The 20,078-nt window shown below is 72.1% G+C and carries 17 protein-coding genes; 9 read left to right on the plus strand and 8 right to left on the minus strand.

What is annotated here, in order from left to right; translation table 11 throughout:
- Positions 1-6 precede the first annotated feature (6 nt).
- From manA to ACLKM7_RS14095, 4 genes are all read left to right on the plus strand, one after another.
- Positions 7-1,158, plus strand: a complete 1,152-nt coding sequence (manA, locus tag ACLKM7_RS14080; protein WP_436447790.1) for a mannose-6-phosphate isomerase, class I — start codon at positions 7-9, stop codon at positions 1,156-1,158.
- A 172-nt stretch (positions 1,159-1,330) separates the two neighbouring features.
- Complete coding sequence (locus tag ACLKM7_RS14085; RefSeq protein ID WP_168912385.1) at positions 1,331-1,657, plus strand: WhiB family transcriptional regulator; 327 nt, start codon at positions 1,331-1,333, stop codon at positions 1,655-1,657.
- 89 nt (positions 1,658-1,746) lie between these two features.
- Entirely contained in the window at positions 1,747-4,770 is a 3,024-nt protein-coding gene (locus ACLKM7_RS14090; protein ID WP_436447791.1) for a glycosyltransferase, read from the plus strand.
- Complete coding sequence (locus ACLKM7_RS14095; protein ID WP_436447792.1) at positions 4,767-6,182, plus strand: DUF5719 family protein; 1,416 nt, start codon at positions 4,767-4,769, stop codon at positions 6,180-6,182. The genes ACLKM7_RS14090 and ACLKM7_RS14095 overlap by 4 nt, the downstream gene beginning before the upstream one ends.
- 7 nt (positions 6,183-6,189) lie before the next feature.
- On the opposite strand, the gene ACLKM7_RS14100 is transcribed toward ACLKM7_RS14095, so the two are convergent.
- The gene (locus ACLKM7_RS14100) at positions 6,190-6,630 is read right to left on the minus strand and encodes a metallopeptidase family protein (protein WP_436447793.1); all 441 of its coding nucleotides are present in this window, start codon (positions 6,628-6,630) and stop codon (positions 6,190-6,192) included.
- Positions 6,631-6,813: 183 nt separating this feature from the next.
- Here ACLKM7_RS14100 and ACLKM7_RS14105 point away from each other — a divergent pair, with 183 nt between their 5' ends.
- Both ACLKM7_RS14105 and ahcY read left to right on the plus strand, forming a co-directional pair.
- A complete protein-coding gene (locus ACLKM7_RS14105) occupies positions 6,814-7,020 on the plus strand; it encodes a DUF3499 family protein (protein ID WP_168912382.1) in 207 nt (68 codons plus the stop codon).
- Positions 7,021-7,076: 56 nt separating this feature from the next.
- Positions 7,077-8,555, plus strand: a complete 1,479-nt coding sequence (gene ahcY / locus ACLKM7_RS14110; RefSeq protein ID WP_436448046.1) for an adenosylhomocysteinase — start codon at positions 7,077-7,079, stop codon at positions 8,553-8,555.
- A gap of 17 nt (positions 8,556-8,572) precedes the next feature.
- On the opposite strand, the gene ACLKM7_RS14115 is transcribed toward ahcY, so the two are convergent.
- The gene (locus ACLKM7_RS14115) at positions 8,573-9,418 is read right to left on the minus strand and encodes an RDD family protein (protein WP_436447794.1); all 846 of its coding nucleotides are present in this window, start codon (positions 9,416-9,418) and stop codon (positions 8,573-8,575) included.
- A 16-nt stretch (positions 9,419-9,434) separates the two neighbouring features.
- Here ACLKM7_RS14115 and ACLKM7_RS14120 point away from each other — a divergent pair, with 16 nt between their 5' ends.
- From ACLKM7_RS14120 to katG, 3 genes are all read left to right on the plus strand, one after another.
- Positions 9,435-10,430 (plus strand): stage II sporulation protein M, encoded by a 996-nt coding sequence (locus ACLKM7_RS14120; RefSeq protein ID WP_436447795.1) that lies wholly within the window; start codon positions 9,435-9,437, stop codon positions 10,428-10,430.
- A gap of 106 nt (positions 10,431-10,536) precedes the next feature.
- The gene (locus tag ACLKM7_RS14125) at positions 10,537-11,007 is read left to right on the plus strand and encodes a Fur family transcriptional regulator (RefSeq protein ID WP_436447796.1); all 471 of its coding nucleotides are present in this window, start codon (positions 10,537-10,539) and stop codon (positions 11,005-11,007) included.
- 39 nt (positions 11,008-11,046) lie between these two features.
- Positions 11,047-13,359, plus strand: a complete 2,313-nt coding sequence (gene katG, locus ACLKM7_RS14130) for a catalase/peroxidase HPI (protein WP_436447797.1) — start codon at positions 11,047-11,049, stop codon at positions 13,357-13,359.
- A 69-nt stretch (positions 13,360-13,428) separates the two neighbouring features.
- On the opposite strand, the gene aqpZ is transcribed toward katG, so the two are convergent.
- The 6 genes from aqpZ to ACLKM7_RS14160 all read right to left on the minus strand — a co-directional run bounded on the left by aqpZ (position 13,429) and on the right by ACLKM7_RS14160 (position 20,042).
- Entirely contained in the window at positions 13,429-14,226 is a 798-nt protein-coding gene (aqpZ, locus tag ACLKM7_RS14135; protein WP_436447798.1) for an aquaporin Z, read from the minus strand.
- 147 nt (positions 14,227-14,373) lie between these two features.
- A complete protein-coding gene (locus tag ACLKM7_RS14140) occupies positions 14,374-15,675 on the minus strand; it encodes a DUF58 domain-containing protein (protein ID WP_436447799.1) in 1,302 nt (433 codons plus the stop codon).
- Positions 15,676-15,680: 5 nt separating this feature from the next.
- Positions 15,681-16,670: an AAA family ATPase gene (locus ACLKM7_RS14145; RefSeq protein WP_436447800.1), complete on the minus strand. Its 990-nt coding sequence runs from the start codon at positions 16,668-16,670 to the stop codon at positions 15,681-15,683.
- Positions 16,667-17,857, minus strand: coding sequence for a DUF4350 domain-containing protein (locus ACLKM7_RS14150; protein ID WP_436447801.1), 1,191 nt, complete (start codon positions 17,855-17,857; stop codon positions 16,667-16,669). The genes ACLKM7_RS14145 and ACLKM7_RS14150 overlap by 4 nt, the downstream gene beginning before the upstream one ends.
- Positions 17,854-18,555 (minus strand): DUF4129 domain-containing protein, encoded by a 702-nt coding sequence (locus tag ACLKM7_RS14155; protein WP_436447802.1) that lies wholly within the window; start codon positions 18,553-18,555, stop codon positions 17,854-17,856. Before ACLKM7_RS14155 ends, ACLKM7_RS14150 begins: the two co-directional genes overlap by 4 nt.
- Positions 18,546-20,042: a glycerophosphoryl diester phosphodiesterase membrane domain-containing protein gene (locus tag ACLKM7_RS14160; protein ID WP_436447803.1), complete on the minus strand. Its 1,497-nt coding sequence runs from the start codon at positions 20,040-20,042 to the stop codon at positions 18,546-18,548. The genes ACLKM7_RS14155 and ACLKM7_RS14160 overlap by 10 nt, the downstream gene beginning before the upstream one ends.
- Positions 20,043-20,078: the final 36 nt, after the last annotated feature.

The raw sequence follows: 20,078 nt of genomic DNA on the forward strand, positions 1-20,078 counted from the left end.
GGGCGGATGCTCATCCCCCTCGCCAACGACCCTCGCGACTACGCCTGGGGGTCGCCTTCGTTGATCGCAGAACTTCAGGGTCGCGAGCCCTCGGGGCACGCCGAGGCGGAGGTGTGGTTCGGAGATCACCCCGGCGACCCGGCCGAGACACCGGACGGTCGCACACTCGACCGGTGGATCGCCGATCAGGGTGCCGAGGCGGGCGTGGCGGAACCGCTGCCGTACCTGCTGAAGCTGCTGGCCGCGGCATCCGCTCTGTCGATCCAGGCCCACCCCTCCAAGGCGCAGGCCGAGGCGGGATACGACCGCGAAGAGGCCGCCGGAATCCCGCGCGCCGCCGCCGACCGCACCTACCGGGACGCGAACCACAAGCCCGAACTCATCGTCGCGCTGAGCGACACTTTCCGCGCGCTCGCCGGGCTGCGTGACCTCGAGGCCACGCGGCGTCTCATCACCGAACTGGGCCCGCAGGCACAGCCGCTCGCGGAGCGGCTGTCAGGCCCGGATGCTTCGCTCGCGGCCGTGATCGGATGGCTGCTGTCGGACGGCGCAGAGACCGCCCGTGACGTGATCGCGGCCGCCGTCGCGGCGGACTCGGACGAGTTCGCCGCCGAGCTGGACCTGGCCCGCACGCTGGAGGCATCCTTCCCCGGGGACCCCGGCATCGTCGTGGCACTGCTGATGAACCTCGTGACGCTCCGGCGCGGCGAGGGCCTGTTCGTGCCGGCGGGCGTCCTGCACGCCTATCTCGAGGGTCTCGGAGTCGAACTCATGGCGGCGAGCGACAACGTGCTGCGGGGCGGTCTGACGCCGAAGCATGTCGACGCCGCCGAGCTGGTGAGCGTGCTCGACGACGACCCGGGCCTTCCGCCGGTGCTGACCGCTCGTGAGGTCGGCCAGGGCGTCGGCCGGTACGACGTGCCCGTTTCCGACTTCGCGCTGTTGCGGGTGGAGGTGCGGACGGATGCCCCGGCCTCGGTGGCATTGAACGGACCGGCCATCGCGCTCGCCACGGCCGGCAGCCTGACCGTGACGGGCGGGGCGTCCGGCTCGTCGGCCGACCTCGCTCCGGGGCGTGCCGTGCTCGCCACACCGGACGAGGGAGAGCTGCGTGTGACCGGTGCGGGCGAGCTCTTCATCGCGCTTCCGGGTGCCTGAGCGAGGTTTCTCATCGGACCGTTATCGCGCACGACACGCCGTCGGCGCGTCGTGAAGGTTCAAGAATCGGTTGAGGCTTTAATATCTGCGACTTGACCTCCGCGAACTACACGGGTGTAATTATGCGTACACGCACCAGCGTGGAGCAGGATTCACGGGGGGTGAGAACGACATGACGGTTTCGCAATTCCGTTCCGGCGTTCCCGACGACTGGTTCGTCGATCCGGTTCAACTGGGGGTTCCGGGAGTTCGTCGCAACACCGACGCGGAGGATGACAATCCTCTCGCATGGCAGACAGACGCCTTGTGCGCCCAGACCGATCCGGAGGCGTTCTTCCCCGAGAAGGGCGGCTCCACGCGGGATGCCAAGCGCATCTGCACGTCGTGCGACGTTCGCGACCAGTGTCTCGAGTACGCGCTTCAGAACGACGAGCGCTTCGGGATCTGGGGCGGGCTGAGCGAGCGCGAGCGTCGCAAGCTGAAGCGCCGCGCCGGTTGATCGCTCGCGCGCCGATCGTCCGCCCGATCCGGCGGACGCGGCGCGTGCGCCTCGGACCCCGGGGCACGCGCACCTAGGCTGACGACGTCATGCCCGCAGCCACGCCCGACGCCGCAGCGTCCGATCCCGCCGCGCCCGGCACCTCCGTGCCCTCTGTCGCACTCGCGGACACCGCGTCGTCCGGCAATGCGGTGGGTGCCCCGGATTCGAGCGCCGGGTTCCACGCGTCACCATCGCCGGCGATGGTGGCCACGGCATCCGCTTCTCGCCGCGTGCACGCCGTCGTCGTCGTCCGTCCGGACGGGCGTGCACCCGCCGCGTTCCACCTCAAGCGCACCGTCGCGTCGCTCCGGGAGCAGACGCGTCGGCCGGACGCGCTCACGATCGTGCTGTGCGGCGGCGATGAGCGGCTCAGAGACGTCGTCACCGGCGCGGGCGCCGACTTCGTCGTGACCGCCTCGGCTTCGACGGGATTCGCCGCGGCGACCGCTCTGGCTTCACCCGAACTGAGCCCCGGCGAGGCGGTGTGGCTGCTCGCGCAGGACGCCGCCCCCGAGCCCGACGCCCTCGCGCGGCTGGCCGGTGCGCTCGAGCTCTCACCCTCGGTCGCATTCGTCGCCCCCAAGCTGGTGCGGTGGGACGACCGTTCCGAGATCGTCTCGCTCGGCGTCGGGATGACGCGCTACGGACGCACCGTCGGACTCGCGGACGGCGAGCTCGATCAGGGCCAGCACGATGCTCGCGAGGACGTCCTCGGAACCGACGTGCGCGGCATCCTGGTCCGCGGTGACGCGTGGCGTGAGCTCGCCGGACTCGACCGCGGCCTGGCGGGAGCGGACGAAGGTCTCGACCTCGGGGTGCGCGCCCGGCTGGCGGGCGCCCGCGTATCCCTCGTGCCCGCGGCGCTCGTGGCGGTGGCGGGCGATGGCGCCGCCGGTCTTCCCGCTCCGAACACGCCTCAGCGCCGGCGCCGGATCGTCTACGCAGAGCGAGTCGCGCAGCTCCACCGGCGCCTGGCGTACGCGCCATTGGCCGCGCTGCCGCTGCACTGGCTCTCGCTGCTGCCTCTGGCCGTGTGGCGGACGATCGTCGACCTGGTACGCAAGCAGCCCGGCCGCATCGGCCCTGAATGGGCGGCGGCCGTCGTCGTGTTCGTGCGACTCGTCTCCATCGGCCGTGCGCGGCGCCGCATCGCCGCGACCAAGCGCATCCCGTGGGCGCAGCTGGCGCCGCTGCGGATCTCGCAGGGCGAGCTGCGCGAGCGCCTGGACGACGAGCCCGAGGTCGCCATCGGCGGGCACCGCCGCGGCGACCTGCGGTTCTTCTCCGGCGGCGGGGCATGGCTCGTTCTCGGCGCCCTCGTGGTCTCGGTGGCGGCGTTCCCGGCACTGCTGGCCTGGCCGGTGCTCGGTGGCGGTGCGCTCCAGCCGCTGGCGAACACGGTGGCGGGGCTCTGGGACGAAGCCGCGTTCGGTCAGCGCGCGCTGGGCCTGGACACGGTCGGACCGGCCGACCCGTTCGCGTCCGTGCTCGCCGTGATCGGCTCGCTCGCCCCATGGGAGCCGTCGCGCGCGCTTGTGGTCCTGTGGGTGCTGGCGCTCCCGCTCGCGGCTCTCGGCGGGTGGATGGCCGCCACGCGCGTCACCGAGCGGCCGGTCCTGCGCCTGCTCGGCGGCGCGACCTGGGCACTGGCGCCCGCGTTCGTGGTGGCGCTCTCTCAGGGGCGGCCGACCGCGGTCATCCTGCATCTGCTGCTTCCGTGGCTGTTCTTCGCCGGCTCGGTCGCGCATCGGTCGTGGTCGGGCGCCGGCGCGGCATCGATCCTGCTCGCCGCAGTGGTGGCCACTGCGCCGTCCCTCGCCCCCGCGCTCGCCGTGATCTGGCTGGCGTCGATCCTCGTCGCCGTCGTGGTGCGCGCGGGCAGGGGAGTGGCGCGCCTGATCTGGACGGCCATCCCCTCGATCGCGATCGTGCTGCCCCTCGTCTGGAACGCCGCGGCGAACGGACGCCTGTGGGGTCTCCTCGCCGACCCCGGTGCGCCGTGGGCGGGACCACAGGTCGGTACCGACTCCGCGGCGAGAGCACTGCTGGCGGCCGGCATCCCGACGCCCGATCTCGCCGGCTGGACGACGCTGATCCCCGACGGGCCCACGTGGTGGGTGCCCCTCCTGACGGCGCCCATCGCGCTGCTCGCGCTCGCCGCCCCGCTCACGCAGCGTTGGGCGGTGGGCACCGCGCTGCTGGTGGTGACGGCCCTCGGCATGGGGACCGCGTTCGCCGCCGTCGGAATCTCGGTCGCGTTCTTGCAGTCGATTCCGGTCGCGATCTGGCCCGGCGCCGGCCTCAGCCTGGCCTGGCTCGGCGCCGTCGGCGGTGCGCTCGTCACGCTCGACGCGGGACTCGCCCCGCGAGTGGCCTTCGTCCGCGGCATCGCGACGGTCGTGGTGCTCGCCGCCGTCGCGACGCTGGCGGTGCCCTCGCTCACCGCCATGACCCGCCGCACCGCGACGATCGCGAACGGCCCGGAGAGCACCCTCCCCGCCTTCGTCGCGGCCCAGGGGAGGGACGATCCCGACGTGGGCACCATCGTGCTCACCCCGCAGGCGACGGGTGGTGTCTCGGCCGCCGTCGTGTGGGGCGCGAGCGAGACGCTGGGCGGACAGACCACGATGCTGTCGACGCGGACCCATCCCACGCAGCAGGATGACGTGGTCGCCGAACTGGCCGCCGACCTCGTCACGTCGTCGGCCGATGACGTCGTCGCGGGCCTCTCCGAGGTGGGCGTGAGCTTCATCCTCCTCGCGCCCGCGATGCCCACGGAATCGGATGCCGCGCGCACCATGCGCCTCTCGGCATCGACCGCCCTGAACCAGCGCGACACGCTTGACAGCGTCGGCGACACGGCCAAGGGCGAGCTGTGGCGCGTCATCGGCGAGGTGGCGCCGCGACCACAGGAAGCCGCATCCGTCGTCGGCATCGCGCAGCTGATCGCGATCGGGCAGTTGATCGTCCTCGGCATCGCGCTGCTCCTGGCCGTGCCGACCGCGGCCTCGCGCCGCGAGGCGCGCCGCACACCCCGCGTGGTCGGGCCGCACTGGCAGGAGGGTCGATGAGCGATCGGCGAGTGTTCCGGTGGGCGACGACGAGCGCCCGCCTGCTGATCGGCACGATCGTGTCGGTCGCCGCGGTGATCCTCGTCGTGACGGCGATCTCGCTGCCGTGGCCGACGCTGACACGAGACCCGGTGAGCGTGTCGGCCATGCCGGCGCCGGCCGCATCGACCGTCGCGTGCGACGGAGCGCTGCTCTCGCTCGGACGCGATCCGCGGGATGCCGCCTCGCTTGCCGCCGCCGCGCCGCAGACCGTGACATCCGGTGTGACCGCAGATGCGCCGGAGCCCGACGAGCAGCGCCTCGACGCGGCGGGAGTCTCGGGTGGTCTCGGACCGCTCGCGTTCACGGCGCAGCCTCTCGAACGCCAGCGGGTGGATGTCGCAGCCGCCGGTGCGTCGACGGTTTCTGCCGACGATCTCCAGGGCTTCGCCGCATCGGCATGTCGGCCCCCGCTTCTCGAGTCGTGGCTGGTGGGAGGCTCGGGCACGACGGGAGCCTCCGACCTCGTGCTGCTCGCGAACCCCGGGACGGTCGCGGCGACCGTGCAGCTGACGCTGTTCGGCGCGGCGGGGGAGCAGTCCCCTCCGGGAGGCTCCGACCTGATCGTGCCCCCCGGCACGCAGCGGGTCGTGCCGCTGGCCGGCATCGCGCTGGACGAAGCCAGTCCCGTGATCCGTGTCACGGCCACGGGTGCGCCGGTGCACGCGTCGCTGCAGACGAGCATCACCCGGACGCTGACGCCGGGTGGTGTGGACCAGGTCGGCGCCGTGCCTCAGCCCGAGCAGACCCAGACGATCGCGGGCATCAACGTCACCCGTTCGCCCGGGGCAGAAGGAGCCTCCGACGCCGCGACGGTGCTGCGCGTGCTCGCGCCGTCCGCAGACACCACCGTTCGGGTGACCGTCACCGCGATCGGCCGGTCGGAGCCCGCCGCCGAGCCCGAAGAGGTCGCACTCACCGCCGGGCAGCCGGCCGAGATCGCGCTGCCAGGGCTCACTGTCGGCGCATACACCGTCGAGGTCGACTCCGAGGCTCCGGTCGTCTCAGCGGTGTGGCAGGCGACCGGTTTCGAAGAGGGCGACGACTTCGCGTGGTACACGCCCTCGCCCGAGGTGGCGGTGCCGAGCCTGTTTGCCGCCCCCAGCGGTCCGCCCCCGGCGCTGACCATCGTGAATCCGGCGGACGAGGCGGCGACGGTGACCGTCACGTCCGAGGACGGCGCGTACCAGCTCGAGCTGACGGTCCCCGAGCGGGGCACGATGACGGCGCGCCTGTCGCCGCGCACGGTCTACCTTCTGGAACCGGATGCCCCGGTACGGGCTGCGCTGTCGCTCACGGGCGACGGTGCCCTGGCCGGGATCCCAGTGTGGCCCGCGGATGCCGCGACGCCCGAGATCGTCGTCTACCCCTGACCAGGGGTCAGAAGAACCGGAAGCGCTCGGGACCGAGGTCCCACGGGTCACGGTCGAGGTATTCGGCGGCCGCGCGGAAGACGGCGCTTTCGATCATCATGCGACGGTGCAGCTCGTCGTTACGGTGCAGGTGGCTCAGCCGTTCGATGGGGAGCCGATAGAGGATAATGCGCTTCGCGTCGCGAAGGATCGTCCACCGCGGGATGCCGTCGGCATCGGTCGCGGCCGGCATGTCGGCCACCTCGAACCGCACCTCGCGCAGGTCGGTCCATGCCGAGCGGAGGAACTCTGCCGCGGCGCCGACGGCGATGTCGAAGCGCTCCACCCGGGTGTCGAGCGGGGGGAGGGGCGGGCGCACGACGGGGCTGCGGCCCTCGCGGCCGTGACGGCCGTGGCGCGGAGCGCGCCGGGCAGCCCGCTCGCTCATCCGGGTGCGACGCCAAGCCATGCCCCCCATCCTAGGTCTGCGGGGCCGGTGGGTGCCGAGACGTCGCGAAAGGGCCGCCTGGGGTGGGAGACGGCGGCCGTTCGCGACGCCTCGAGGGTCGGCAGGACCGCGGGAGGGGGCGGGAGGGTGGGCGTGCGGCGCGGCATCCGTCCGGGCGGTCCGGCGCGCGGTAGCGTCGACCCGATGCGCGAGAGAGTCTGTTCCAAGGTCGGCTGTGCCCGTGAGGCCGTGTCGACACTCACTTACGACTACGGCGACCAGATGGCCGCGCTCGGCCCGCTCGGTGCCGTGGGCGACCCGCACGCGCACGACCTCTGCGCCATCCATACCGACCGCCTCTCGGTACCCAAGGGCTGGGTCGTCGTGCGTCACGAGACGATGCGCGCCTGAGCGCACCCGAGTCCGCGTGGGAGAATGGGCGGATGCCGACCCAGACCCCCGCTGCCATGACCGGTCCGACCGCGCCCGGCGCGGCATCCGTCCCCTCCTTCGAGTACGAGGTCGCCGACCTTTCGCTCGCCGAAGCGGGTCGCCACCAGCTGCGGCTGGCCGAGAACGAGATGCCCGGGCTCATGGCGCTGCGCGAGGAGTTCGGTCCCTCGCAGCCGCTGAAGGGCGCCCGCATCGCCGGGTCGCTGCACATGACCGTGCAGACCGCGGTGCTGATCGAGACGCTCGTGGCCCTCGGTGCGCAGGTGCGCTGGGCGAGCTGCAACATCTTCTCCACGCAGGACGAAGCGGCCGCCGCGGTCGTGGTCGGTCCGGACGGCACCGTCGACGCTCCCGCGGGCGTGCCGGTGTTCGCGTGGAAGGGCGAGACCCTCGAGGAGTACTGGCGTCTCGCCGACCGCATCTTCGACTGGACGGCCGAGGGCTTCGACGGCCCGAACATGATCCTCGATGACGGGGGCGATGCGACCCTCCTCGTGCACAAGGGCGTCGAGTTCGAGAAGGCGGGGGCGGTTCCGGATGCCGCGGCCGACGACTCCGCCGAGTACCGCATCGTGCTCGACACGCTGCGGGCCTCGCTCGCCCGCGACGCGCAGCGGTTCACGCGCATGTCGGCGGGCCTGCTCGGCGTGACGGAGGAGACCACCACGGGCGTTCACCGGCTGTACGAGCTGGCGGCATCCGGAGATCTGCTCTTCCCCGCGATCAACGTGAACGACTCGGTCACCAAGTCCAAGTTCGACAACACCTACGGCATCCGCCACTCGCTGCCCGATGGCCTCAACCGCGCCACGGACGTGCTGATCGGCGGCAAGGTCGTGTTCGTCGCCGGCTACGGCGATGTGGGCAAGGGCGCCGCCGAGGCGCTGCGCGGTCAGGGCGCCCGCGTCATCGTGGGCGAGGTCGACCCGATCTGCGCGCTGCAGGCGGCGATGGACGGATTCCAGGTCGCACGGCTCGACGACCTCGCCGGCCAGGTCGACATCGTGGTGACCGGCACCGGCAACACACGTGTCGTGACGGCCGAGCACCTTCTCGCGCTCAAGCACCTCGCCATCGTCGCCAATGTCGGCCACTTCGACGACGAGATCGACATGGCGGGTCTCGCCGCGATCCCGGGCGCGGAGCGCGTCGAGATCAAGCCTCAGGTGCACGAGTGGCGGCTGCCCACCGGACGCAGCGTGCTCGTCCTCAGCGAGGGACGCCTGATGAACCTCGGCAATGCCACCGGGCATCCGTCGTTCGTCATGAGCGCGTCGTTCACCAACCAGGTGCTGGCGCAGATCGAGCTGTTCACCAAGCGCGAGACCTACCCGATCGGCGTGTACACGCTGCCCAAGACCCTGGACGAGAAGGTCGCGCGCCTGCACCTCGCTGCCCTCGGGGTGGAGCTGACGACTCTGACGGACGAGCAGGCCGCGTACATCGGGGTGCCGGTCGAGGGTCCGTACAAGCTCGACCACTACCGCTACTGACCTCGCGGCCCGAGGCGTCAGCGCTCGGGGAACCCGCGCGGCGCGGCCGAGACGGCGGCGGTGAGCGCGTCGGCGCGGGCGGCCTCGAGCTGCAGCGCGCGCAGTTCGCGCTCGCGGCGCACCGCGACGACCGCGACGAGGAACGTCTCAGGATCGACGGCGGGCACCGGTGAGACGTGCTCGGCCGCTTCACGGGCGAGGGATGCCGCGACCCGGGCGCGTGCCGACGGCTCCATGTTCGCCGCCGACCGTGCGAACTGCGCGAGACGTCGCGACAACCGCTCCGGCAGGCGCGCGACATCGGCCACCGCGGCCCACTCGACGAGCATCGGCGGCACCCCGAGCGCGGGATCGGGGAGCTTCGGCGTGCGAGTGCGCTCGGAATAGGTGCCCGCCAGCAGATCGCCGAGCCGCTGCGACCGCGGCGTGAAGGCGCCCACGAGCGCGGCGACGGCCCCGAGTGTGAACCACAGCTCGAACACGCCGACGAGGGCGCGGATGAACGCGTGGCGGAAGCCGGCGGCACCGCCGTCGGTGCGGACGATGCGCCCGCCGACGGCGAGCTTGCCGAGGCTGCGGCCGTGGGTCGTGGTCTCGACGACGGTCGGGATCACCACCGTCACGAGCACGAGGACCACGATGGTGAGGATCGGGAACACCGCGCCGTCGACCGCCCCCAGGCCGATCAGCCACGTGGTCACGAGGACGAACAGCAGGATCAGCCCGACCCCGAGAAGCATGTCGATGAACACGCCCAGGGCACGCATGAAGAACCCGAGCGGCTGGACGTCGAGGGCGACGGCTTCGCCGGTGAGCACCTCGTCCTGATGGATGTCGACGATGGCGGGGCGATCAGTGGCCATGGCTACAGTTAATCGCATGGACCTCGACGCCCTCACCGCCGCTCGCCGAGCGGAGTGGGCGCGCCTGGACGAACTGAGCCGCTCGCGGCACCTGTCGGGCGCCGAGGTCGACGAACTGGTCGCCCGGTATCGGGCCGCGTCGGCCGACCTCGCCGATGCCAAGACGTCGATCGGGCGCAGCGTGCAGGGCGACCATGTCTCGACGATGCTCGCGCGGGCTCGGCTGCGCCTGACCGGCGCCCCCGAGAACGTCCTGCGGCAGATCCCGCGGTTCTTCGTGCTGCAGCTGCCCGCCGCGCTCTACCGCGTGCGCTGGCTGACGTTGGCGATCGCGCTCGGGTTCGTCGCCGTCGCCACCGTGGTGGCGCTGTGGGTGTCGGGAGACCCGGCGCTCGTGGCCAGCATGGGCAGCCGCGCACAGCTCGAGCAGTACGCCGAGAACGAGTTCACCGACTACTACAGCGAGAACCCGGCCGCCGTGTTCGCCGGCACGGTGTGGACGAACAACGCCTGGATCGCCGCGCAATGCGTGCTCTTCGGGGTGACCGGCATCTGGCCGCTCATGGTGCTGGTCCAGAACGCGATGGGCGTGGGGACAGCGGCGGCCGTCATGGCGGCGTTCGACCGTGCCGACGTGTTCGTGCTCTACATCCTTCCGCACGGCCTGCTCGAGCTGACGAGCATCTTCGTGGCGGGCGCCGCGGGCCTGCAGATCTTCTGGGCGTGGGTGGCGCCAGGACCGCGCACGCGCGGCGAGGCGCTCGCGGCAGCGGGGCGCTCGCTCGCGACGATCGCGATCGGCCTCGTGATCGCCCTCGGAGTCTCGGGCCTGATCGAGGGCTTCGTGACCGCCCAGCCCTGGCCGTGGCCGCTCAAGATCGGGATCGGAGCAGCAGCGCTCGGGCTGTTCCTGGCGTACATGCTCATCGTCGGCCGCCGCGCCCACCGGCTGGGCGAAACCGGCGACCTCACCGAGTACGAGGCCGGCACTCCGACTCTCGTCGCGGGCTAGCCCCTCGTCCGCGGGCTGGGCCTACGGCATCCGTCGCGTCTCGTTCATCAGTCCGATGCCGCATTGTTGTTTTGAGTGACTCAAAACAACGCGGTAGGCTGGAGGCATGACGAGCAGCCCGGCGATCGATGCGCACAGCGCCGACGCGGCGGAGCGGCTGCGCGGGGCGGGACTGCGGGTCACCGAGCCCCGGCGTGCGGTCGTGGACGCGCTCGGCATGCGGCCCCACTCCAGCGCCGACGAGCTGTTCGAGGTCGTCGCGCGCACGGTTCCGGGCACCAGCCTGCAGTCGGTGTACAACGCGCTCGGCGACTTCGTCGACGCCGGCCTGGTGCGCCGCATCGAGCCGGCCGGCCGCCCCGGCCTGTTCGAACTGCGTGTCGACGACAACCATCACCACCTGGTGTGCTCGGAGTGCGGTGCCGTCGTGGACGTGGACTGCGTGGTGGGGGATGCCCCGTGTCTGACGCCGTCCGATGCGCACGGTTTCGTCGTGCACTCCGCCGAAGTGACGTTCTGGGGTGTGTGCGCACCGTGCAGAGCATCCGCAGCCGTGGCATCCGGCCCCTCCTCCTGAGTTCCGAAGACCCCCGACCATCTGTCAAGGAAGGACGACATGACTGACAGCAACCAGGCGATCCCCGAGATCGGCGACGAGGCGAGCGGCGCCGACCAGGCGGTCACGCCGATCGACACGCCCGTCGACGAGCGTGCCGACGGCGAGACCCGGCCGCGGCCCAACGAAGCGGACGCCTGCCCGGTCATCCACGGCGGCCAGCCTCACCCGACCACGGGCAGCGCCAACCGTGTGTGGTGGCCGAACCAGCTGAACCTCAAGATCCTCGCGAAGAACCCGGCGGTCGCCAACCCGCTCGGCGAGGACTTCGACTACAAGGCCGCGTTCGAGTCGCTCGACCTCGCCGAGGTGAAGAAGGACATCGAGTCCACGCTCACCACGTCGCAGCCGTGGTGGCCCGCCGACTTCGGTCACTACGGTCCGCTGATCATCCGCATGGCGTGGCACAGCGCCGGCACGTACCGCATCACCGACGGTCGCGGCGGCGGCGGTGCGGGCCAGCAGCGCTTCGCGCCGCTGAACAGCTGGCCCGACAATGTCAACCTCGACAAGGCGCGCCGCGTCCTGTGGCCCGTCAAGAAGAAGTACGGCCAGAGCCTGTCGTGGGCCGACCTCATGATCCTCGCCGGCAACGTCGCGCTCGAGTCGATGGGCTTCAAGTCCCTCGGCTTCGGCGGCGGCCGCGCCGACGTGTGGGAGCCGGACGACGACGTCTACTGGGGTCCCGAGACCGAGTGGCTCGGCGACGACCGCTACTCCGGCGACCGAGACCTCGAGAAGCCGCTGGCTGCGGTTCAGATGGGCCTCATCTACGTCAACCCCGAGGGGCCCAACGGCAACCCCGATCCGCTCGCCTCGGCGCGTGACATCCGCGAGACGTTCGGCCGCATGGCGATGAACGACGAGGAGACCGTCGCGCTGATCGCCGGTGGCCACACCTTCGGCAAGACCCACGGCGCCGCCCCCGACACCAACATCGAGGACAACCCCGAGGCCGCCGGTCTCGAGCAGCAGGGTCTGGGATGGAAGAACAACCATGCCTCCGGCAAGGGCGATGACACCATCACGTCGGGCCTCGAGGTGACGTGGACCTACCACCCGACGCGCTGGGACAACGAGTTCCTGCACATCCTGTACGCGTACGAATGGGAACTCATGGAGAGCCCCGCCGGCGGTCACCAGTGGCGGCCGAAGCACGGCGCCGGCGCCGACATGGTGCCGTTCGCGCACGACTCGTCCAAGCGCCGTGAGCCCCGCATGCTGACGAGCGACATCGCGCTGCGCACCGATCCCGAGTACGCCAGGATCACGCGGCGCTTCCTCGAGAACCCGGAGGAGTTCGCCGACGCGTTCGCCCGCGCCTGGTTCAAGCTGACGCACCGCGACATGGGCCCGATCGAGCGCTACCTCGGCCCCGAGGTGCCGCAGGAGGAGCTCATCTGGCAGGACCGCGTGCCCGCGGTCGACCACGAGCTGATCGACGCCGACGACACGGCAGCCCTCAAGGCGCAGATCCTCAGCGCCGGGCTCACGACGGCCCAGCTCGTCTCGACCACGTGGGCTGCGGCATCCACGTTCCGCGGTAGCGACAAGCGCGGCGGCGTCAACGGTGCCCGCATCCGCCTCGAGCCCCAGAAGGACTGGCAGGTCAACCGTCCCACCGAGCTGGCGACGGTGCTGTCGGCCCTGGAGGGCATTCAGGCGTCGTTCAACGAGGGTCGCACCGACGGCAAGAAGGTGTCGCTGGCCGACCTCATCGTGCTCGCGGGCAACGCCGCGGTCGAGCAGGCGGCCAAGGCCGCCGGCGTCGACGTCGAGGTGGCTTTCCACCCCGGCCGCACGGATGCCACGCAGGAGCAGACCGACGTCGAGTCGTTCCACTTCCTCGAGCCGGTCGCCGACGGCTTCCGCAACTACTACGGCCCGAAGGCGTACCTGCCGCAGGAGCACCACCTGATCGACAAGGCGAACCTGCTGACGCTCAGCGCGCCGGAGATGACGGTGCTCGTCGGCGGCCTGCGCGTGCTCGGTGCGAACTGGGACGGCGCGCAGTACGGCGTCTTCACCGACCGCCCCGGCGTGCTCACGAACGACTTCTTCGTGAACCTGCTCGATCTCGGCAAGACGTGGAAGCCCCTCGACCCGGGCTCGCAGGCGTTCGAGGCGACCGTCGACGGCAGCGGAGAGGTCTTCGGCCGCGGCACGCGCGTCGACCTCCTGTTCGGCTCGAACTCGGAGCTGCGCGCCCTCGCCGAGGTCTACGCGAGCGACGACGCGAACGAGAAGTTCGTGCGCGACTTCGTCCAGGCGTGGGGCAAAGTCACCGAGCTCGACCGCTTCGACCTGGTCTGATCCAGCGCCGGTGACAACCAGAGCGGCCCGCCCCGAAATCGGGGCGGGCCGTTCTGCGTTGACCTGGGATCAGCGGGCGTCGGGGACGCGCGCCTCGGCGCGGGCCGGCGGCACCGAGCCCTTCGGCTCGAACAGTGCACGGTGAAGGATGCCACCGAGGATGCCGCCGATGATCGGGAACACGATGAACACCCACACCTGCGACAGCGGTCCCACCCCGCCGTAGATCGCCGCGGCGATCGAACGGGCCGGGTTGACCGACGTGTTGTCGATCGGGATCGAGATGAGGTGGATGAGGGTCAGCGTCAGACCGATCGCCAGCGGGGCCAGCGCGGCGGTGCCGCGCGACGGGTGCGTGACGCCGAGGATGATGAGAACGAAGACCGCGGTCAGCAGGATCTCGGCGACGATCGCGGCGCCGAGGCCGAATCCGCCGGGCGACAGCTCGCCGAAGCCGTTCGACGCGAATCCGCCGTCCTGCGCGGTCGCCAGCCAGTCACCGGGACCGAACAGGCCGATGAGCACGATGACCGTGGTGGCCAGCGCGCCGCCGATCAGCTGGGCGATGATGTAGCCGACGCTGTCCTTCCAGGCGAAGCGACCGGATGCCGCAAGGCCCAGGGTGATGGCCGGGTTGAAGTGGCCGCCCGAGACGGGGCCCCACGCGTACGCGCCCACCAGGACGGTGAGACCGAAGGCGAGCGCGACGCCGACGAAGCCGACGCCGAGCGGGTTCCCCTCCGACCCGGCAGGGAACGTGGCGGCGAACAGCGCGGTGCCCACGCCCCCGAACACGAGCAGAAACGTACCCACTGCCTCGGCCACGAGCTTGGTCGCCGTGCTCGGCAGGATGTTGGTATCCGACATGGCGGACTCCTTTCCTCGTCGCGAGAGTATCGGCATGTACAGCCGATTCCCAGGAAACGCGTGCGGAGTGTCCGCGCATTACATCGGTCGGGCGTGAGGTTTCACCTGCTGTTCAGGCATTCGTCCGCCGGCCGCCGCCACCGGCCCTCAGAGTCGCCCGGCCGCCTTGAGCGCGAGGTAGCGGTCCGCGATCTTCGGGGGCAGCGCGTCCGGCGTGTCGGCGATCGCCTCGGCACCCGCCCGGCCGATGGCCGCCGCGACGACGGCGGCGTCGCGTGCCGAGCGCTCGACGGCGGCGGCGTGGTAGACGTCCGCCGCATCCGGCCGCTCGGGCGTCGGCGGCCGCTCGTCGGTCACGGTGCCGACCAGCACGTGGGCACGCTGCGTGAGCGCCGGAAGCGAGCCGAGGAAGCCGCGTGCGGCCTCGGCGGCATCCTGCGCGGTCATCAGCACGACGAGCGAGGGTCGCGAGGCCAGCGTGCTCAGCTGGGCGAATGCGGCGTCCCAGTCCGTGTCGATCAGCTGCGGCTCGACCGGCGCCATCGCATCGACGAGTGCCGGGAGCAGGCCGGGGCCGTCCACCCGAGTCACGCGCGCCCGAACGACCCGGTCGAACATGAGCAGGTGCACGTGGTCGCCCGCGCGCGCCGCGAGGGCGGCGAGCAGCAGCGCCGCCTCCATCGCGGCATCCATCCGCACCCCGTCGCCGACGCGGGCAGCGGCGGTGCGCCCGGTGTCGATCACGATCACCACGTGGCGGTCGCGCTCGGGGCGCCACGTGCGCAGCATCGTGGTGCCCGCGCGCGCCGTCGCGCGCCAGTCGATCGAGCGCACGTCGTCGCCGCGGACGTACTCGCGCAGACTGTCGAACTCGGTGCCCTGCCCGCGCACTTGCACGCTGGTGTTCCCGTCCAGCTCACGCAGGCGAGCGAGGCGTGAGGGAAGGTGGCGTCGCGCCGTGAACGGCGGCAGCACGCGAATCGTGCCCGGGGCGTCGATGCGCGCCTGACGCCCCGCGAGACGCAGGGGTCCGTCGGAGCGCACCACGACGAAGCGGCTGGCGAGCTCGCCACGGCGGCGGGGGACGAGCGGGATGCCGAAGGTCCGGCTCTCGCCCGGTGGGATGACGATCGCGGGGTGGTCGCCGAGGGCGCCTGCGGTCGGCTGCCAGGCGTCGCGGAACCGCCCCCGGACCGTGCGCGTTCCGTCGTTGCGGAGCACGACCTCGGCGGCGACGGACTGCCCGAGCAGCACGCGGCGCGGCATGCGCCTCTCGACGGCGACTCGGCGCGGATCTGGCGCGGCCGCGACGTCGGCCAGCGCCGCGGCCGTGCACGCCAGCACCCATGCCGCCGCGCTGAGCCATGCGTTCACGCCCGCGATCGAGAGCAGCGCGACGGGCACGGCGCCGAGGGCGACGAGGAGCGGGAGGCGGCCGGTGAGGTACATCGAGCTCAGATGGGGACGCGGGTCTGCTGCAGCACCGAGCCGAGCACGGCGTCCACCGAGACGCCCTCGAGCTCGGCGTCGGTGCGCAGGCGGATGCGGTGGCGCCACGTGGGCACGAGCATCGTCTGGACGTGGTCGGGCGTGATGGCGGGGTATCCGCCGAGCCACGCCCACGCCTTCGAAGCCGCCAGCAGCGCCGTGGCCGCGCGCGGGCTGACGCCGAGCTGCACCGATGGGCTGCGCCGTGTGGCCTGCGCGAGATCGACGACGTAGCCGAGCACGTCGTCCGAGACGGTGACGGATGCCGCCGCCCGCTGCGCGGCACGGATCTCGTCGGCCGTCGCCGCCCGCGTGAGTCCCGCGGCGGCGAGGTCGCGCGGGTCGAAGCCGCTCGCGTGGCGACGCAGCACCGCGAGTTCGGCATCTCGCGCGGGAACCTCGACGACGAGCTTGAGAAGGAACCGGTCCAGCTGCGCCTCGGGGAGGGTGTACGTGCCCTCGTGCTCGATCGGGTTCTGGGTCGCCGCGACGAGGAACGGATCGGGAAGGGGACGTGTGACGCCGTCGGACGAGACCTGGCGCTCCTCCATGGCCTCCAGGAGCGCCGCCTGGGTCTTGGGGGGTGTGCGGTTGATCTCGTCGGCCAGCACGACGTTCGTGAACACGGGGCCCTCGCGGAACTCGAACTCCCCGGTCTTGGCGTCGTAGACGAGCGATCCCGATACGTCGCCGGGCATCAGGTCGGGCGTGAACTGCACTCGCTTGGTGTCCAGTCCGAGCGCCGTGCTGAACGCTCGTACGAGAAGTGTCTTGGCGACGCCGGGGACGCCCTCGAGCAGGACGTGGCCGCGCGCGAGCAGGGCGATGAGCAGCCCCGTCACCGTGCCGTCCTGGCCGATGACCGCCTTGCCGACCTCGACGCGCACGCGGTTCATCGCCTCGCGCAGCGCGGCGTCATCGGGCGCGACGGTCGTCGCGGGGGAGGTGTCGGTCATCTCGGATTCCTTTCCGGGCGGACGGCCGCGTGCACGGCGTCCTCGAGGTGTCGGAGGCGGGAGCTCAGCTCGACGAGGTCGGCGTCGCTGCGTGGGAGTTCGTCGATCAGGATGCCGCGCACCGCGCCCCGATCCAGCCCGGTGCGTCCTGCAGCGGCGTCGGCGATCTCGGGCGCCGACGCTCCCGGGCCGAGACCGAGCAGGCGCGCGAGCCGCTCGAGGGCGCCGATCCGCAGCTGGTCCGCGGCGTGGACCGCATCGCGGGAGCGGGCGTACAGGCGCGCGCGACCCTCGGTCGTCTCCGAGACGCGCACCATCACCGGCAGTCGCTCGGCCACGAGCGGGCCGAAGCGCCGGCCGCGCCAGATCGCCGCCGCGACGCCGGCGATCAGCAGCAGCACCATCACCGGACTCACCCACGGCGGTGTGAGCTCGCCGAGCGAGGGGTCGGCGTTCTCGAGGTCGGTGTCGCCGGGTCCCGGCACGTACCAGACGACGAGCGGATGCCGCCCCATGAGGTTGGCCGCGAGCGCGGCGTTGCCGTGCTGGGCGAGGCTCTCGTTCGAGAACAGCGCGCGACCGTCGACGGCCGCGAGCCGGCGGTCGCCGTGGGTGCCGACGACGAGTCCGTAGGCCCCGTCCACCGGATAGCACGCGGTCACCCCGGCAGCATCGTCGACCGCGAAGAGGGAGCCCGGCTCGATCGCGCCGGAGCGCTCGGCATCGGGCACGTCGCAGGCCGGCACGACCGTCCCGGGCGGTGCCACCCCGGCCGGGCTCGTGCCGGGCAGGAAGAGGTCGAGGGTGCGTGCGCGGGGATCGATCAGCACGACATCCCGCGCGCCGGAGGCCAGGGTCTCGACGGCGTCGTCCGACAGGGCGGGTGTGTCGGGCAGGACCAGCGTCGCGTCGCCGTCGGCGAGCGCTCGCGCCGCGGCATCCCGATTCCGCGCGATCTCGACCTCGACGCCGTTGTCGCGCAAGATCTCGGCGATCGCCCGTGTGCCTGCCGGTCCCGCGGACGCGGGGTCGAGCGCGCCGCGGGCCGCCCATTCGTTCGCCGCCGTGATCGCCGCCCCGGCGCCGCCGATCACCAGCAGCGCGACGGCGATCGCGATCCATGCCGCGGCCCGCCGGCCGCGGCGAGGGGCGGCGGGCGCGACCGCGGCGGGTGCGGCCGCGGTCACGAGATCGCCTCCTGGGGTTCCCGTGCGGCCGGTCGCGCGGCGGCCACCGCGTCGTCGACGTCGGCGACCAGCCGGTAGAGCTCGGCGGTGCCGGGACGACGCAGGTAGCGGACGTCGTCGAACGCCACCGCCGCCTTCTCGAGCCGTGCGGCCTGCTGCGGGAAGACGCCCGCAGCGGCTCGCGCGAACGCGTGGACGGTGGCTCCCGGTGGTGGATCGACGACGCCGCGCTCGAGGCAGCCGCGCGCCAGTGCGCGGAAGCGCAGCACGACCGCCGCCTCCCACTCGCCGGCGCGCGCGTGAGTCGCGGCGGCCGCGCGGAGCTCGCTCGCCGATCGATGCTCGCTCTCGCCGAACAGCAGCGGTGCCGATCGCGCCGCGCGCCGGGTCGCGCGCGGCATTCCCCACACCAGGAAGGCCGCGACGATGACCCCTACCACGACGATGGCGGCGACCACGGCGAACGCCGACGCCCAGCCGCCCGAGACGTCAGGCGAGAGCAGCGATGCGATGAAGTCGCCGATGGCGCGGGCGATGCGATCGAACGGGGTGGGCTCGGCGATGTCGTAGACCGGGTCCGACAACTCGGTCTCGGCCCACTCGCGCCCCTCATCGCCGTCGGGCGTGAGCGGCGGCGCACCGTCGGCGCGATGCGCGATCCCGCGCACGATGCCGCGCGCGAGGGTGGTCACGCCCACGGCGACTCTCGGTCGGTAGCGTCGGTGGCAGCTCCGGGTGCCGCCCAGGTCGTGGGCGACGGCGGCTGATCGACAGGATCGGATGCCGCGGGCGAGGGCGTCTGCTCGGCGGGATCGGATGCTGCGGGCGGAGGAGTCTGCGGGGCCGGCGGCTGCGGCGCGGGCGCCTGGCGTGCGGGTGCCTGCGGACCGGCGTACTGCGCCGGCGCCTGCTGCGCGTAGGGCGGCTGCGCGGCGTGGGCCGGCTGCGCCGGCCGTCCCGCGTATGCACCCTGCGCGGCATAGGCGCCCTGGGCCGGATACGCCGGCTGCCCCGGGTAGCCCTGCGGGCCGGGGAGTCCGCCGGGGTATCCCTGCTGCGACGGGTAGGCGCCTTGGGTGGGGTACGGCTGGCCGGGATATGCAGCGGGACCGGGGTACGCGCCGGCGGGCCATCCGCGGGGCGCCATGACCCGGCCGACGTGCTCGCGGTACGGGTCGTCGAGCGGGCCGGTTCCGGCATCCCGCTTCTCCACGTACGCGAGCAGATCGAGGTCGAGCCCCTCACGGCGCATGCGGCAGTCGATGTAGATGATGGCCGTCGCCGTGGATTGAACGACGATCGCGACCGACTGCAGCAGCAGCGTGAGCACCTGCGTGAGCAGACCCGTCGCGAGGATCGCGATGATGGCACTGGGCTCGGGATCGCCGGTCGGCGCGATCACGGTGGTCAGCCCCATCGAGAGGAACCCGAGCGGAATGCTGACGACCTGCGCGACCGCGCCGAAGATCACCGAGATCACCAGGATGATGCCGAGAGCGGGCCAGAACCGGCCACGCGTGAGCGCCCACGAGCGCTTGAGGGCCTGGAGGATCGTGGCGTGCTCGACGATGATCGTGGCCGGGGCGAGCAGCAGCTTGATCATGAGCCACCACGTCAGTGGGATGGCCGCGAGGATCAGCAGGATCGTGAGGACGATCGCCGCCGGCGGTGCGACGATCGCGATGCCGATCATGCCGAGGACGACGAGCACGATGACGGCGATGACCGCCAGGATCACGAGCACCGAGTAGCCGATGAGCCGCCATACGATCGGCTTGATCTGGCGCCACAGCTGACCGAGCGTGAGCTTCTCGGCGACGGCGGCGTGCGTCACCTCGACCACCACGATGCCCTGCACGATCACGCTGAGCGCACCGGCGGCCAGGCCCAGGACGATGCCGGTCACCGCGGTGAGGGCGATCGAGCCGGCGAGCACCGTCTCGTACTCGTCGGTCCCGGCTTGCAGGGTGTCCAGCCGCGAGAACGACGCGAACGACACGCCCAGGACGGCCGCGAGGACGACGAGATAGGCGAGGGTCTGCACGATCAGTGCGAACCCGAGCAGCACGCGCGGATTCTGGCGGAGCGCCGCGAACGAGCGGCCGAGGATCGTGCCGAACGTCAGCGGGTGAAGCGGGATGATGCCGGGGCGGGATGCCGGCGTCCAGGCCGGGTACGCGGTCACGGTCTTCCCCTCTCCGTCAGGCCCTCGTACGTCCGC

The sequence above is a fragment of the Microbacterium sp. I2 genome, from assembly GCF_051364985.1.
Lineage (GTDB): Bacteria > Actinomycetota > Actinomycetes > Actinomycetales > Microbacteriaceae > Microbacterium.

What these genes read in the sequence shown, in the direction of transcription:
- manA (WP_436447790.1), top strand. Translation starts at nt 7, where the DNA reads ATGCTCATCCCCCTCGCCAACGACCCTCGCGACTACGCCTGGGGGTCG.
- ACLKM7_RS14085 (WP_168912385.1), top strand. Translation starts at nt 1,331, where the DNA reads ATGACGGTTTCGCAATTCCGTTCCGGCGTTCCCGACGACTGGTTCGTC.
- ACLKM7_RS14090 (WP_436447791.1), top strand. Translation starts at nt 1,747, where the DNA reads ATGCCCGCAGCCACGCCCGACGCCGCAGCGTCCGATCCCGCCGCGCCC.
- ACLKM7_RS14095 (WP_436447792.1), top strand. Translation starts at nt 4,767, where the DNA reads ATGAGCGATCGGCGAGTGTTCCGGTGGGCGACGACGAGCGCCCGCCTG.
- ACLKM7_RS14100 (WP_436447793.1), bottom strand. Translation starts at nt 6,630, where the DNA reads ATGGCTTGGCGTCGCACCCGGATGAGCGAGCGGGCTGCCCGGCGCGCT.
- ACLKM7_RS14105 (WP_168912382.1), top strand. Translation starts at nt 6,814, where the DNA reads ATGCGCGAGAGAGTCTGTTCCAAGGTCGGCTGTGCCCGTGAGGCCGTG.
- ahcY (WP_436448046.1), top strand. Translation starts at nt 7,077, where the DNA reads ATGACCGGTCCGACCGCGCCCGGCGCGGCATCCGTCCCCTCCTTCGAG.
- ACLKM7_RS14115 (WP_436447794.1), bottom strand. Translation starts at nt 9,418, where the DNA reads ATGGCCACTGATCGCCCCGCCATCGTCGACATCCATCAGGACGAGGTG.
- ACLKM7_RS14120 (WP_436447795.1), top strand. Translation starts at nt 9,435, where the DNA reads ATGGACCTCGACGCCCTCACCGCCGCTCGCCGAGCGGAGTGGGCGCGC.
- ACLKM7_RS14125 (WP_436447796.1), top strand. Translation starts at nt 10,537, where the DNA reads ATGACGAGCAGCCCGGCGATCGATGCGCACAGCGCCGACGCGGCGGAG.
- katG (WP_436447797.1), top strand. Translation starts at nt 11,047, where the DNA reads ATGACTGACAGCAACCAGGCGATCCCCGAGATCGGCGACGAGGCGAGC.
- aqpZ (WP_436447798.1), bottom strand. Translation starts at nt 14,226, where the DNA reads ATGTCGGATACCAACATCCTGCCGAGCACGGCGACCAAGCTCGTGGCC.
- ACLKM7_RS14140 (WP_436447799.1), bottom strand. Translation starts at nt 15,675, where the DNA reads ATGTACCTCACCGGCCGCCTCCCGCTCCTCGTCGCCCTCGGCGCCGTG.
- ACLKM7_RS14145 (WP_436447800.1), bottom strand. Translation starts at nt 16,670, where the DNA reads ATGACCGACACCTCCCCCGCGACGACCGTCGCGCCCGATGACGCCGCG.